General features: G+C 72.2%; 14 protein-coding genes. 6 read left to right on the top strand and 8 right to left on the bottom strand.

What is annotated here, in order from left to right:
- Positions 1 to 98: 98 nt before the first annotated feature.
- Entirely contained in the window at positions 99 to 791 is a 693-nt protein-coding gene (locus B082_RS0119470; RefSeq protein WP_018553492.1) for a demethylmenaquinone methyltransferase, read from the bottom strand.
- Between the two features lie 133 nt (positions 792 to 924).
- On the opposite strand from B082_RS0119470, the gene B082_RS0119465 reads away from it, so the two are divergent.
- The 4 genes from B082_RS0119465 to B082_RS0119450 all read left to right on the top strand — a co-directional run bounded on the left by B082_RS0119465 (position 925) and on the right by B082_RS0119450 (position 4038).
- Positions 925 to 1434 carry a SigE family RNA polymerase sigma factor gene (locus B082_RS0119465; protein ID WP_018553491.1) on the top strand — a complete coding sequence of 170 codons (510 nt, stop codon included), beginning with the start codon at positions 925 to 927 and terminating at the stop codon, positions 1432 to 1434.
- Between the two features lie 11 nt (positions 1435 to 1445).
- The gene (locus tag B082_RS0119460) at positions 1446 to 2381 is read left to right on the top strand and encodes a hypothetical protein (protein ID WP_037710499.1); all 936 of its coding nucleotides are present in this window, start codon (positions 1446 to 1448) and stop codon (positions 2379 to 2381) included.
- Between the two features lie 85 nt (positions 2382 to 2466).
- Complete coding sequence (locus tag B082_RS0119455) at positions 2467 to 3234, top strand: DUF3152 domain-containing protein (RefSeq protein WP_018553490.1); 768 nt, start codon at positions 2467 to 2469, stop codon at positions 3232 to 3234.
- 114 nt (positions 3235 to 3348) lie between these two features.
- Positions 3349 to 4038: a DUF3152 domain-containing protein gene (locus B082_RS0119450; protein WP_234018187.1), complete on the top strand. Its 690-nt coding sequence runs from the start codon at positions 3349 to 3351 to the stop codon at positions 4036 to 4038.
- A gap of 9 nt (positions 4039 to 4047) precedes the next feature.
- On the opposite strand, the gene B082_RS0119445 is transcribed toward B082_RS0119450, so the two are convergent.
- The 4 genes from B082_RS0119445 to B082_RS0119430 form a co-directional block, all read right to left on the bottom strand.
- A complete protein-coding gene (locus B082_RS0119445; RefSeq protein WP_018553488.1) occupies positions 4048 to 4734 on the bottom strand; it encodes an imidazolonepropionase-like domain-containing protein in 687 nt (228 codons plus the stop codon).
- A gap of 11 nt (positions 4735 to 4745) precedes the next feature.
- On the bottom strand, positions 4746 to 5945 hold the full coding sequence (gene mqnC, locus B082_RS0119440) for a cyclic dehypoxanthinyl futalosine synthase (protein ID WP_018553487.1): 1200 nt from the start codon (positions 5943 to 5945) through the stop codon (positions 4746 to 4748).
- 71 nt (positions 5946 to 6016) lie between these two features.
- On the bottom strand, positions 6017 to 7729 hold the full coding sequence (locus tag B082_RS0119435; RefSeq protein WP_018553486.1) for a serine/threonine-protein kinase: 1713 nt from the start codon (positions 7727 to 7729) through the stop codon (positions 6017 to 6019).
- Between the two features lie 295 nt (positions 7730 to 8024).
- On the bottom strand, positions 8025 to 8903 hold the full coding sequence (locus B082_RS0119430) for a menaquinone biosynthetic enzyme MqnA/MqnD family protein (RefSeq protein ID WP_018553485.1): 879 nt from the start codon (positions 8901 to 8903) through the stop codon (positions 8025 to 8027).
- A gap of 333 nt (positions 8904 to 9236) precedes the next feature.
- Here B082_RS0119430 and B082_RS0119425 point away from each other — a divergent pair, with 333 nt between their 5' ends.
- On the top strand, positions 9237 to 9440 hold the full coding sequence (locus B082_RS0119425; protein WP_003967102.1) for a cold-shock protein: 204 nt from the start codon (positions 9237 to 9239) through the stop codon (positions 9438 to 9440).
- A 92-nt stretch (positions 9441 to 9532) separates the two neighbouring features.
- Here B082_RS0119425 and B082_RS36315 read toward each other — a convergent pair whose 3' ends face one another.
- Both B082_RS36315 and B082_RS0119415 read right to left on the bottom strand, forming a co-directional pair.
- The gene (locus B082_RS36315; RefSeq protein WP_018553484.1) at positions 9533 to 10561 is read right to left on the bottom strand and encodes a CU044_5270 family protein; all 1029 of its coding nucleotides are present in this window, start codon (positions 10559 to 10561) and stop codon (positions 9533 to 9535) included.
- A complete protein-coding gene (locus B082_RS0119415) occupies positions 10558 to 11205 on the bottom strand; it encodes an RNA polymerase sigma factor (RefSeq protein WP_234018186.1) in 648 nt (215 codons plus the stop codon). Before B082_RS0119415 ends, B082_RS36315 begins: the two co-directional genes overlap by 4 nt.
- A 113-nt stretch (positions 11206 to 11318) precedes the next feature.
- Between B082_RS0119415 and B082_RS0119410 the strand changes: the two genes are divergently transcribed.
- On the top strand, positions 11319 to 12152 hold the full coding sequence (locus tag B082_RS0119410; RefSeq protein ID WP_018553482.1) for a MerR family transcriptional regulator: 834 nt from the start codon (positions 11319 to 11321) through the stop codon (positions 12150 to 12152).
- 78 nt (positions 12153 to 12230) lie between these two features.
- Here B082_RS0119410 and B082_RS0119405 read toward each other — a convergent pair whose 3' ends face one another.
- Positions 12231 to 13451, bottom strand: a complete 1221-nt coding sequence (locus tag B082_RS0119405; protein WP_018553481.1) for an amidohydrolase family protein — start codon at positions 13449 to 13451, stop codon at positions 12231 to 12233.
- Between the last annotated feature and the right edge of the window lie 143 nt (positions 13452 to 13594).

Here is a 13594-nt window from a genome sequence, read left to right as displayed (position 1 = left end):
CCCGCGCCCTCCTCGGAGCGCCGCGTGCCCTCCTCGGAGCGCCCCGTGCGGAATGCGTACCACCGCTTCCGCGGGCGCCCGCGACCGCGCCCGGAGCGTCAGTCGCGCACGCCCCGGTGCAGGGCCACCACGCCCCCGGTGAGGTTGCGCCAGGCGACCTGGGACCAGCCGGCCCGCTGGAGCTTCCTGGCCAGTCCGGGCTGGTCGGGCCAGGCGCGGATCGACTCGGCGAGGTAGACGTACGCGTCGGGGTTGGACGACACCGCGCGCGCGACCGGCGGCAGGGCGCGCATCAGGTACTCGGTGTAGACGGTCCTGAACGGCGTCCAGACCGGCTGGGAGAACTCACAGATGACGACCCGGCCGCCCGGCTTCGTCACCCGGTACAGCTCGCGCAGCGCCGCGTCCGTGTCCTGGACGTTGCGCAGCCCGAAGGAGATCGTCACCGCGTCGAAGGTCTCGTCGCGGAACGGGAGTTTCGTGGCGTCGCCGGCGGTGAAGGGCAGCCAGGAATTGCGCCTCTTGCCCTCGCGGAGCATCCCGATGGAGAAGTCGCACGGCACGACGTACGCACCGGTCGCGGCGAACGGCAGCGAGGACGTCGCCGTCCCGGCCGCCAGGTCGAGCACCTTCTGCGCGGGCCGCGCGTCCACCGCCCTGGCGACCTCCTTGCGCCACAGCCTGGCCTGGCCGAGCGAGAGCACGTCGTTGGTGAGGTCGTAGTTCGCCGCCACGTCGTCGAACATCGAGGCGACTTCGTGCGGCTGCTTGTCCAGGGAGGCTCGGGTCACGCCACCCATTCAAGCAGCCCGGTCCCGGCGTCCTCGCGGCGGACGCCCATGCCGGCCCGGCTTCAACCTTTCCGGCGCGACGGCACTCAGTACTCAAGGGGGAACACCACCGAAGGACCGGAAAGGGAGGCAGATGTCCGCAGGAGCCAGCCGGGGGGCCGACGGCTTCGAGGAATTCGCCCGCGCCGGTCAGCGCAGGCTCTACCGCACCGCGTATCTGCTCTGCGGTGACGCCGAGGCCGCCCGCGACCTGACCCAGACGACGCTGGCGAAGCTGTTCCAGCACTGGCACCGGGCGAGCGCCGCCGACCATCCGGACGCCTACGCCCGGACCGTGCTGACCCGCACCTACATCGCCGAGCGCCGCCGCCGGCTGCGCGACCTCCTCGCCCACACGCCGATAGCCGCGCCCGCGCCCGCCGCGGTCCCCGAGCTGACGGTCACGCTGCTGGCCGCACTCGCCGAACTGCCGCCCCGGGCAAGGGCGATGGTCGTGCTGCGGTACTGGGAGGACCTGAGCGTGGAGACCGTCGCCGGGCTGCTGCGGTGCAGCCCGTCCACCGTCAAGAGCCAGTGCTCGCGCTCACTGGCGACGCTGCGCGCCCGCCTGGGCGACGCGCACCTCTACACCACCCGAAGCTGAGGAGATACGTCGTGGACACGTTTACGGACAGCTCCTCGGGCGGGGAGACCGCCGGGGAGGACGGGGTGCCGCTGGTCAGGGTGGCCATGGAGCGGGCGGCCGAGGGGGCGCCCCCGCTGCCCGACCTGGTGCCCGCCGCCGTGGCGCAGGGCCGCAGCCGCCGGACCCGCGCGCGGGCGGCCATCGGGGCCGGGGCGAGCGCCGTGGTCGCCCTGGGCGTGTTCGGCGCGACCCTGCCGCTGTGGGGCGCGGACGAGGACGGGGCCGCGCGGCCGGCACGGAGCTGGTCCGCCGCCGCACGGGCCACCGAGGCCACCCCGCCCACCGCCACAGAGGCCGCCCCGCCCACCGCCACCGACGCCCCACGGGCCGTCCGCCCTCCCGTGCACGTCGAGCCGGGCCCCGGCGAGTCGTCCATGGCGGACCTGCCCGCCGCCGAACGGGCCCGGCAGGAGAGCTTCCAGCAGAAGGTGGCCCGCCTGCTCGACGAGCTGCTGCCCCGGGGCCTCGGCACGGTCCGCCCGGTCGACCTCGCCGTCAGCCGGTACCAGGCGGCCGAGGACGGCAGCACCTTCCCGGTCGTCCTCTCCGTGCGCCGCCGGGGCGATGGGGGCGAGGGGCCCGAGCCGCCGCCCTGCCGCGACAACCCGGTGAAGGGTTTCCAGTGCGAGCAGGCGATGCTGCCGGGCGGTATCAAGGCCCGCGCGGTGACCGCTGTGGGGAACTCGCGGGGCTCGCAGACCATCACCGGCGTCGACGTCACCTTCGACTACCGCGACAGCGCCGTGAGGCTCGCGGTCACGGGTGACGACGCCACGATGGTGTCGGCCCCCGTCACCGCGGACCAACTGCTCGCGGTCGCCGCCGACGCCCGGTTCCTGGAGCTGGTGGCGTACGCGGACAGCCGTCCGATGGAGGAGAAGGGCGGTGCCATCCGTGGCGGCTGAGACGAGAAGGGGCCGGCAGAGCCGGCAGGGCCGAGGGGGGCGGCGGCGGGCCCGGCGGCTGCGGCGGCGCCGTGGCCGCATACGGATGCTGGCCGCCGTGGCCGTCACGGGGGCGCTGATCGGTGCCGCCGTGCTCCTCGGCCCCCGTTGGGCGGGCGGGGACGACGCACCCGACGCCGTCGCCGCCACCGCCGGGTCGGTCCGCCCGTCCGCCGCCCCGTCCTCCCCGGCGGCGAAGCCGAGCGACGCCGCGAAGCCGCCCCCGTCCCCCTCCCCCAGCCGCTCCACCCTGCGCGTCCCCGCATCCGGCCCCGGCACGTTCACGGTGGCCGGCGCCTCCGGCACGTCGGGCGCTCAGAACGCCTACCGGGTGGAGGTGGAGGACGGTTCGGGCGTCGATCCGGACGCGGCGGCCGACCTGATCGCGGGCATCCTCGCCGCGCCGCGTGGCTGGGCGCACGGCGGGGAGCACACGTTCCACCGGGTCGCGTCGGGGCCGGCCGGGCTCGTGGTGCGCATCGCGACCGCCGCCACCACCGACAGGATCTGCGGACAGGGCGGGCTCAACACGCGTGGCGAGGTCAACTGCCGCGTCGGCGAGGTGGTGATGGTCAACCTCAAGCGCTGGCAGACCGGTTCACCCGAATTCGACGGACCCCTGGCCGAATACCGCGCCCTCATCATCAACCACGAAGTCGGCCACTGGCTCGGCCACGGCCACGAGACCTGCCCCGGCAAGGGCCGCCCAGCCCCCGCCATGATGCAGCAGATATACGGGCTCAAAGGGTGCGTCTCCAATGCCTGGCCCTACGACGAAAACGGGACGTACCTGGGTGGTCCGCCCGTGCCGTAACGGTTCTTCACCGGCACTCCCCCGAGCTCATATGCATGTGGACTGAACCAATCGGCGTCGTCGTCGGTCCTACAGCGGGGGACGGAATCAGCCGATCACTGGGGAGGGGCACGGATGCCCGAGAAGAATGGGCGCCGGGCGAAGCGGGGGGACAGCGGGCGGAGCCGGCCGCTCGTCATGGCCGTCGTCCCGCTCGCGCTGGTGGCCGCCGCCGCCGTGGGCGTCCGCTGGAACAGCGCGCACGGCGACTCCTCCCCCTCGGCCGCCTTCACCGTGGCACGGGCCGCCGCGACCGGCAACGGTCCGGGCAACGCCTACCGGGTCGAGGTGGAGGACGGTTCGGGCGTCGATCCGGACACGGCCGCCGCCAAGATCGCGGGCATCCTCGCCGCGCCGCGTGGCTGGGCGCACCGTGGGGAGCACACGTTCCGCCAGGTCGCCGAGGGGCCCGCGGGCCTGGTCATACGGATCGCCACCCCGGAGACCACCGACCGGATCTGCGGCAGGAGCGGCCTCGACACACACGGCGAGGTCAACTGCCGCGTCGGCGAGGTGGTGATGGTCAACCTCAAGCGCTGGCAGACCGGTTCACCCGAATTCGACGGACCCCTGGCCGAATACCGCGCCCTCATCATCAACCACGAAGTCGGCCACTGGCTCGGCCACGGCCACGAGACCTGCCCCGGCAAGGGCCGCCCAGCCCCCGCCATGATGCAGCAGATCGACGGCCTGAAGGGGTGCGTCGCGAACGCCTGGCCGTACGACACGAAGGGGAAGTATCTCGGCGGCCCTCCGGTGCCGTAGGGCCTGCCGTCAGCGGCCCCGGTACACCAGCCGGCCCGCCGCGATCGTCGCCACACAGCTCCCCGCGCCCGCCGCCAGCAGGGCCGCCTCGTCGGGTGCGTCGAAGGCGGCGAGATCCGCCCGGCCCCCGACGGTGAGCGGAGACGCCATCGCGTCGGCCACCGAACCGGCCCCGGCCAGCGGGTCGATGACGGGCTCGCCGCCCGTGGACGGCGACGGGGGCACGGGCGGGGACACGGGCAGGGACGAGGACACGGGCGGGCCGAGGACCGTGAGGCCGGACCGGCGCGCTGCCGTGAGCAGGGCGGGCGGCGCGGTGGGGGCCGCGGTCACCGCGGTCGTGCCGTGCCGGAGCATCCGGTGCAGCCCGCGCCGCACGCTGCCCGCCCGCCAGGTGTCCTCGGGCCCGAGGGCGTCGAGCGCGGCGCCGGTCAGGGGTTCGGTGCCCAGGGCGCCCGCCTCGCGCGGGTCGGGGAAGTACCACTCCTCCAGCAGCCGGACCGCGTCCCGCTGCACCAGGCCCGGGGTCAGGACACCCGGCCAGCGCCGGACCCGGGCGGTGGGGTGGGCGGCGGCCAGCTCCTCGTACGGTCCGAAGGCGGCGACCACCGCGTCCCGCACGGCCACCGCGCCGCCGGGCACGGATGCGTGGCCGCCGCCCGGCAGCAGCAGGGCGGCGGCGTGGATCGTCAGCAAGGCGGAAGGCCCTAGTTGGCGTTCAGGAGCTTGAGCTCCGGGTGGGCCGTGCCGCCCTCGATCGCGACGGACGAGATGTGCGAGACGACGCGCTCGTCGACCGGGTCGTTCGCCGGGTCGTCGTGCACGACGAGGTGCTCGTAGGTGGTGGCGCGCTGGGCCGGGACCCGGTCCGCCTTGCGGATCAGGTCGATGATCTCCAGCCGGTTGGAGCGGTGCTTGGCACCGGCCGACGAGACGACGTTCTCCTCCAGCATGATCGAGCCGAGGTCGTCCGCGCCGTAGTGCAGCGACAGCTGGCCGACCTCCTTGCCGGTGGTCAGCCAGGAGCCCTGGATGTGGGCGACGTTGTCCAGGAAGAGCCGGGCGATGGCGATCATCCGCAGGTACTCGAAGAGCGTGGCCTGCGTCTGCCCCTTCAGCTTGTTGTTCTCCGGCTGGTACGTGTACGGGATGAAGGCGCGGAAGCCCCCGGTGCGGTCCTGCACGTCGCGGATCATGCGCAGGTGCTCGATGCGCTCGGCGTTCGTCTCGCCCGTGCCCATCAGCATGGTGGTGGTCGATTCGAGACCGAGCCCGTGCGCGGTCTCCATGATCTCCAGCCAGCGCTCGCCGGACTCCTTGAGCGGGGCGATGGCGGTACGCGGCCGGGCCGGCAGCAGCTCGGCGCCGGCGCCCGCGAAGGAGTCGAGACCGGCGGCGTGGATGCGGCTGATCGCCTCCTCGGCGGAGACCTTGGAGATCCGGGCCATGTGCTCGATCTCGGAGGCGCCGAGCGAGTGGATGACCAGCTGCGGGAACGCCTTCTTGATCGCGGAGAAGTGCTCCTCGTAGTACTCGACGCCGTAGTCCGGGTGGTGNCCGCCCTGGAACATGATCTGCGTGCCGCCCAGCTCGACCGTCTCCGCGCAGCGGCGCAGGATGTCGTCCAGGTCCCGGGACCAGCCCTTGGCGGTGTCCTTCGGAGCGGCGTAGAACGCGCAGAACTTGCATGCCGTGACACACACGTTCGTGTAGTTGATGTTCCGCTCGATGATGTACGTCGCGATGTGCTCCGTACCCGCGTACCGGCGTCGGCGCACGGCGTCGGCAGCCGCGCCCAGCGCGTGCAGCGGCGCCGAACGGTAGAGGTCGAGCGCCTCCTCCGGAGTGATCCGGCCGCCTTCGGCGGCTCGGTCGAGGATGGGCTGAAGGTCGGCCTTCTCGGTCACCGGGCTGTCACCTTTCGGCGGTTTTTCAACGGATCTACGGACGCTTCAGCGTACGCCAGCGCCCTCGGCCGTCAGCCGCCGGACCGGGTCAGCGTGCCGTACGGAAGCCCGGCGCCCCTCTCGTCGGAGCGGAACCGCAGGGTGCCGTCGGAGGCGCGGGTGAAGTGGAGGTCGGAGGGTGTGGTGGTGCAGAAGCCGGCCGTGCTCGCCCGGTCGGGGTCGGCCCGTTCGCGCAGTTTCAGCTCCTGATCGGTACCGGAGGTGAGGGTGGCGACGCTGTAACAGGTGATCTCCACGCCGAGAGTGGAGACCGAGGTCGTCAGGTGGACCACGTCCGTACCCTTGCGGCCCTTCTCGAACACCGCCGTGAGCGTGCCGTGCGGTTCGCCGGTCGTCTTCTCGGTGAGCGGTCCCTTCCAGGTGCCGACGAACTCCTCGGGCACCTCGGCGACCTGTTTCGGGCCCGTGGTGGCGGAGTCCGCGGGCGGGGAGGGCTCGTTCGATGCGGAGGGGGCCGTGGGGGAGGTGGCGGACGGGGTGCGGCCGACGTCGCCGTGCCCGACGCTGCCGCGGTCGCCCCCGCCGGGCATCAGGTCCAGGAGGAAGGCGCTGCCCACGGTCACCGCGGCCAGCGCCCCGGCCACCGCGAGCGCGACCGTGCAGCTCACCTTGCGCCCCTGGGCCCCGCCCGTCCCCGCCGCCGTGCCGAGGGTGAACCTGCGCTCCCCCGTGCGCTGCCCCGGCAGCCCGGCGGCCCCCTCGGCCCCGGCCGTGGGCGGGTGCGGCGGGTCGACCGGCGGGCCGAAGACCCCGAGGGCGGCGGCCGGGGCGGCCGTACCGAAGGAGGGGTTGCTGAAGGGCACCGGGCCGGACTGGACCGGCGCCTCCTGCGGTTCCAGGTCGAGCAGCGCGACCGCCGACCGGCTGACCTCGCGCACCAGCGGGCCGGGCAGCCACCCCGCCGCCACCGCGGCCGCCGCGCCGCCGGGCGTCAGCTCCCGGGCCAGCTCGGCCGGGGTCGGCCGCCGGGCCGGGTCCTTCTCCAGGCAGGCGGCGACCATGTCGCGCAGCCCGCCCTCCAGGTCGCCCAGCTCCGGCTCCTCGTGGACCACCTTGTAGAGGAGGACGGCGGAGGAGTCGCCGAGGAAGGGGGCCGAGCCGGTCGCCGCGTACGCCAGGACCGCGCCCAGCGAGAAGATGTCGACCGCCCCCGAGATGTCGGCGCCCCGGATCTGCTCGGGCGCCATGTAGCCGGGCGAGCCGACGGAGACCCCGGTGGACGTCAGCGAGGCGGTCGCGTCGATGGCGCGGGCGATGCCGAAGTCGATCAGCCGGGGGCCGTCGAGGGCGAGCAGGACGTTGGACGGCTTCACGTCCCGGTGGATCAGGCCCCGCTCGTGGACGGCGGCCAGCGCCTCGGCGAGCCCGGCGCCCAGCACCCGTACCGCGTGTTCGGGCAGCGGGCCGTGGTCGGTGACCGCGGCGGAGAGCGGCGGCCCGGCCACGTAACCGGTGGCGACCCACGGGACGGGGGCGTCCGGGTCGGCGTCCAGGACGGGCGCGGTCCACTGGGCGCCGATCCGCCGGGCCGCCTCCACCTCGCGCCGGAACCGGGCGCGGAACTGCTCGTCGAGCGCGAAGTGCGGATGGACGACCTTCACGGCGACGGTACGGCCGCCCGCGCTGCGCCCGAGATAGACGCGGCCCATGCCTCCGGCACCGAGTCTGCCGAGCAGCCGGTAGGCACCGATGCTCAGCGGTTCCCCGGCTTCCAGCGGCTGCATATAAGGACTCCCCCTGTGAACCGGCCAGGCCTTGGACCGAAGCCTAGTTCGTGTCCGTGAAGTCTCGTCCGGGCACGGGAGAAACCATCCGCCTATTTCGCCCCCAAGGGAACGAACAGCGTCATTCCCCGCACCGAAAGGCGTGAATGCACCGGTCCCCCGGCGGCCGATTGCGGGAGGCGGCGGGGACGATTGCGGGAGAGATCGGGGGCGTATCCCCGATGTCTCCCGCTATCCGCCATTCACCGCGCCCGCACCCGAATCGAAAAGGGATTCCAGTGGCACGGCGGCCCGCTCATCCGCCGAGCAGCTCGACCTTCACGTCCGCCGGGAAGCCCGCCTGGGCACCGGTCCGGCGGGCGAACTCCTCGACGCCCGCCAGCTGCGCCGGGCCGAAGCGGAAGTCGAGCGTCGTGAAGTAGCGCTCCAGGACCTCCGCGTCGAAGGCCTCCCAGCGCGCCGCCTGCTCGGCGACCTTGGTGACCTCTTCGAGGGACAGGTCGCGGGAGGCGAGGAACGCCTCGTGCACCTGCTTCACCGCGGTGGGCTCGGCCGCCAGGTAGTCCTTGCGCGCGGCCCAGACGGCGAAGACGAACGGCAGGCCCGTCCACTCCTTCCACATCGCGCCCAGGTCGTGGACCTGGAGCCCGAGGCGGGGCGCGTCGTGCAGGTTGGCGCGCAGCGCGGCGTCGCCGATGAGGACGGCCGCGTCCGCCTCCTGCATCATGACGCCCAGGTCGGGCGGGCAGGTGTAGTAGTCCGGGTTGACGCCGTACCGCTCGGCGAGCAGCAGGCGTGCCAGCCGTACGGAGGTGCGGGAGGTCGAGCCGAGCGCCACCCGGGCCCGGTCCAGGTCCTCCAGGGGGCGCTGCGAGACGATCACGCAGGACATGACGGGTCCGTCGCAGCCGACCGCGATGTCGGGGAAGGCGACCAGGTCGTCGGCGTTGCGCAGGAACTCCACCAGGGTGACGGGGGCGATGTCCAGGTCGCCCCTGACCAGTTGCTCGCTGAGCTTCTCCGGGGTGTCCTTCGACAGCTCCAGGTCGAGCAGGGTTCCGGTCCGTGCCAGCCCCCAGTAGAGGGGAAGGCAGTTGAGGAACTGGATGTGGCCGACGCGCGGCCGGGGGCGACGGTCGTCGACCGCGGCGTTTGAAACGGTTGAATTGTCCACATCGCGAGGCTAGACCTGTCGCCGCCCAGGGGCCTCACCGGGGGCGTACGGCGTCGTCCGATCCGCCCCATCGGCGGTGTGTCCGCAATGGCCGGCCGGACCCCCGGAAGGGGCTCCGGGACCGTTCATCGGCACGGCAATCAAACATCCGGGTGAAGTGATCTTTCCCTCTACCCCTCCGTACATGCTGCGTGCTAGGCTCGTCGCCAAGTTGCAGTTTGGTTTCCCTTGCAGTACAGAGCCTGCGGAGCATGTGACCCCGCAGGCTTTTGTAGTTTTCAGACTTCATTGCAGGTTCTGGAGCAGGGCAACCCTTTGGCCCAAGGAGGGCTTATGGCTACCGGAACCGTCAAGTGGTTCAACGCTGAAAAGGGCTTCGGCTTCATCGCCCAGGACGGCGGCGGCCCGGATGTCTTCGTCCACTACTCCGCGATCAACGCGTCCGGGTTCCGCTCCCTCGAGGAGAACCAGGTCGTGAACTTCGACGTCACTCAGGGTCCCAAGGGTCCGCAGGCTGAGAACGTCACCCCGGCCTAGTTGCCCGGGTCGGCCGATCGCGGCCGGTAAGAGCAGTACCAAGGAGCCCCGCTCCTCCGCGTCGGCGGAGGAGCGGGGCTCCTGCCCGTGCGCTACTTCCCGGGAGTCGCGTCCCGGCTGTCCACGACGCCCCGGTCGAGCACGGCCTGCAATTCCGTGACGGTGCCCTTCCGGCCCAGCTCGGTGTCCTGGACGAGGTAGGCGCGCAGGCCCAGGTAGTCGTAGCTGTCGGCGTCGAAGACCAGCTCCGTGCGCTCATGGGTCCGCTCGTCGGTACGGGCCAGCGCCACCCCGGGCCGGCCGTCGCCGTCCTGCGCCTTGTCCACCATCACGACGCCGGGGATCTTCGCGGCGGCGCGGTAGATCGCCGCGCCCGTCTCCGGCGGCAGGATCGACTCGCGGATCAGGCCGCCGACGTACTCGAAGAGCCACTGGTCGGACGAGCCGGAGTACGCGGCGTTCTCTCGGAGCTTGTCCAGCAGCGCGTCCGGGTCGGTGGGCAGCGCCTGGAGCGCGGCGTACGTCTGGTTCCGCAGCTCCTCCAGATAGGCGTCGTCCCCGGCGCGCGGCGCCGACCAGATGATGTCGTCACCTGCCTGCTTGAGGCGGCTCTGCACCTTCTCGGGGTTCTGCGACGTCCACGCCTCGCGGTAGTACGTCTTCAGTTCGAGCGGCTCGCCCACCTGGGCCTGCATGTTGGAGTAGTGCGACCGTACGTAGACGAACTGGTCCTTGCCGACGCGGATCTCGGGGCCCCGCGCGGCGCGCTGGGCGAGCTTCTCCGTCAGTGCCGGGACGCCCTGCGCCGAGGCGACCTCGACCTTGACCACGGGGGCCGCGCTGAGGTGGTACCCGGTGTCGCCGCCGCTGCCGGGTCCGGCCAGGAAGGTGAAGGCGAGCGCTCCGGCGGCGACCATGCCGACCGGGACCGCGTACCAGGCGCGGTGGCGGCGCGGCCGCGCCGCCACGGGCGCCCGGTCCGCGCGGACCTGGACCTGCTGGATCTCGTTCATCATGTACTCCCTGAGCAGCCGTTGGCGGTCGCCCGGCAGGACCGGTCCGTGCGGCTCGGGCAGTTGCGCCCTGAGCTCCCCCGCAACCTTCTTCGCGTCGGCATTCATCGGTTTCCCTCCCTCTCGTTCGACCGGACCGCTGTGGCGCGGTCACTCGGGTACTGTCCGGCTGATCCCGGTAGTTCCATGTTTCCGGAGATTTTTTCCCGTTCGTCCTCGGTGAGGCCCCTGAGCCGTTTCCGGGCCCGGGAGAGCCGGGAGCGGACGGTACCGACGGGGACCCCGAGGGCCCGCGCCGCGCCCCGGTAGTCCAGGCCGTCCCACACGCAGAGCAGGAACACCTCCCGCTCCTTGGGCTTCAGCCGCCGCAGCGCTGCCTGCGCGGCGGCGAGCTGTTCCGCGTCATGGATGCGGCTCACCAGCTCGTCGGCGAAGTCCGGCACCGGCGCCCCGGCCGGCATCCGGGCCAGCGCCGCTTCGTGGCGGCGGGCGGCGCGGCGGGTGTTGCGCAGGACGTTGGTCGCGATGCCGAGCAGCCACGGCTTCAGCTCCTCGTCCGACTCCCGCAGGGTCCCGCGCAGCCGCCACGCCTCCAGGAAGGTCAGCGATACGACGTCCTCGCCGCCGGACCAGTCGCCGGTCGAGCGGACCGCGTACCGGAACACCGTCTGCGCGTAGTCGTCGAAGAGGGCGCCGAACGCGTCCGGGTCGCCCGCCCGTATCCGGGCTCTCAAGGAATGCTCATGCTCCACATCAGGTCCTGTCCGCAGCCGGCGCGGGGTTCCCGTGACCCACGCCACAGCCGTACCGGGCCGCTGCGATCCTTGACCTTCACACCGTGTGAGGCCGTGCAGTGGGAGGCGTCATGTTCACCATCGGAGACTTCGCCCGGTACGGGCGGGTGTCGGCCCGCATGCTGCGTCATTACGACGAGATCGGGCTGCTGCACCCCGACCGTACCGACCCCTCGACCGGCTACCGCTACTACGGTGCCGCCCAGCTCGCCCGGCTCAACCGGATCATCGCGCTCAAGGACCTCGGCTTCACGCTCCAGCAGGTGGGGGCGGTCCTGGACGACGCGGTGGGGCCGGAGGAGCTGCGGGGGATGCTGCGGCTGCGCCGGACGGAGCTGGAGGCGGCGATGGCCGCGGCAGCCGCGCGGCTGGCCCAGGTCGAGGCGAGGCTCCGGTCGATCGAGAGCGAGGGACGCATGTCCACGAACGATGTCGTGATCAAGAAGCTCGCGGCGGTACGGGTCGCGGAGCTGACCGGGGTGGCCGGCGGCTACGAGCCGCGGGACATCACTCCGGTGATCAGCCCGCTGTACGACCGGCTGTTCCCCCTCCTCGGCGAGGCGGGGATCAGCCCGACGGGCCCCGGGATCGCCCGCTACGAGGACGCCCCGGACGGCGGCGGCAAGGTCGTCGTCCACGCCGGGGTGACGGTATCGGCCCCGGTGGGGCCGCTGGGTGACACCGGGATCACGGTGGTCGAGCTGCCGCCGTTCGAGGCGGCGACCGTCGTGCACCGGGGCTCGATGGACGGCGTGCTGCCGACGTCCCAGACCCTGGCCCGCTGGATCGACGCCAACGGATACCGCTCGGCGGGGTACGCCCGGGAGATCAGCCTGGAGTGCCCGCCGGACCAGGAGCAGTGGGTGACGGAGCTCCAGGAGCCGGTGATCCGGGTGTCGGCCTGACGGACGGGGGCCGCGCCTCTCGCGAGGCGCGGCCCCCTTCTCCTCTCCCTCCCTGCGCCCCCGCCCGGCCCGTCTCGCTCACGCCCCCGCCCAGAGCCCGTCCGGGGTCAGTCCCAGCAGGTCGATCGCGTTGCCCCGGACGATCCGGTCCACGACGTCCGCGTCCAGGTGGCCCATCTGCGCCTCGCCGACCTCGCGGGACTTGGGCCAGGTGGAGTCGGAGTGCGGGTAGTCCGTCTCGTACAGGACGTTGCCGACCCCGATCGCGTCCAGGTTCCTCAGACCGAAGGCGTCGTCGAAGAAGCAGCCGTACACGTGGTCGGCGAACAGCTCCGACGGCGGCCGGTGGACCTTGTCGGCGACCCCACCCCAGGCGCGGTTCTCCTCCCAGACCACGTCGGCGCGTTCCAGGATGTACGGGATCCAGCCGATCTGGCCCTCCGCGTACATGATCCGCAGGTTCGGGAAGCGTTCGAACCTGCCGCTCATCAGCCAGTCGACCATCGAGAAGCAGCAGTTGGCGAAGGTGATGGTGGAGCCGACGGCCGGCGGGGCGTCGGCCGATGTGGACGGCATCCGTGACGACGAGCCGATGTGCATGGCGATGACCGTGCCGGTCTCGTCGCAGGCCCGCAGGAACGGATCCCATTCGTCCGTATGAATGGACGGCAGGCCGAGATGTGGAGGTATCTCGGAGAAGGCGACCGCGCGCACGCCGCGGGCCGCGTTGCGCCGGACCTCCTCGGCGGCCAGGGCCGCGTCCCACAGCGGGATCAGGGTCAGCGGGATGAGCCGGCCCCGCGCGTCGGGCCCGCACCACTCCTCGACCATCCAGTCGTTGTACGCCCGCACGCCGAGCAGGCCCAGTTCGCGGTCCTTCGCCTCGGTGAAGGTCTGTCCGCAGAAGCGGGGGAACGTCGGGAAGCAGAGGGCGGACTGCACGTGGTTGACGTCCATGTCGGCCAGCCGCTCCGGCACGGAGAACGAACCGGGACGCATCTGCTCGTACGTGATCACTTCGAGCTTGATCTCGTCCCTGTCGTAGCCGACGGCGGTGTCGAGCCGGGTGAGCGGGCGGCGCAGGTCCTCGTACACCCACCAGTCGCCGACCGGGCCCTCGTCGCCCTTCGCACCCATCACGGGCGCGAACCTGCCGCCCATGAAGGTCATTTCCTTGAGCGGTGCGCGGACGACGCGCGGCCCGGAATCCGCGTACCTGGACGGGAGCCGGTCCCGCCAGACATGAGCGGGCTCCACCGTGTGGTCGTCCACCGAGATGATCTTCGGGAAGGTCTCCATGCGTTCCACGGTAGCGCCGATCTGACGAACCGTCAGCTAATCGGACGCGACCCCGTTCCACAATCGTTGTCGAAGGCTTGTGCAGAGAGTCATCCGCTGCTGACGCGTCGACCCTTCACAAGGCAGACTGTTGACGGCGATAT

This window comes from Streptomyces sp. ATexAB-D23, assembly GCF_000373645.1.
GTDB lineage: Bacteria > Actinomycetota > Actinomycetes > Streptomycetales > Streptomycetaceae > Streptomyces > Streptomyces castrisilvae.
This window is presented reverse-complemented; position numbering and strand designations above follow the sequence as displayed.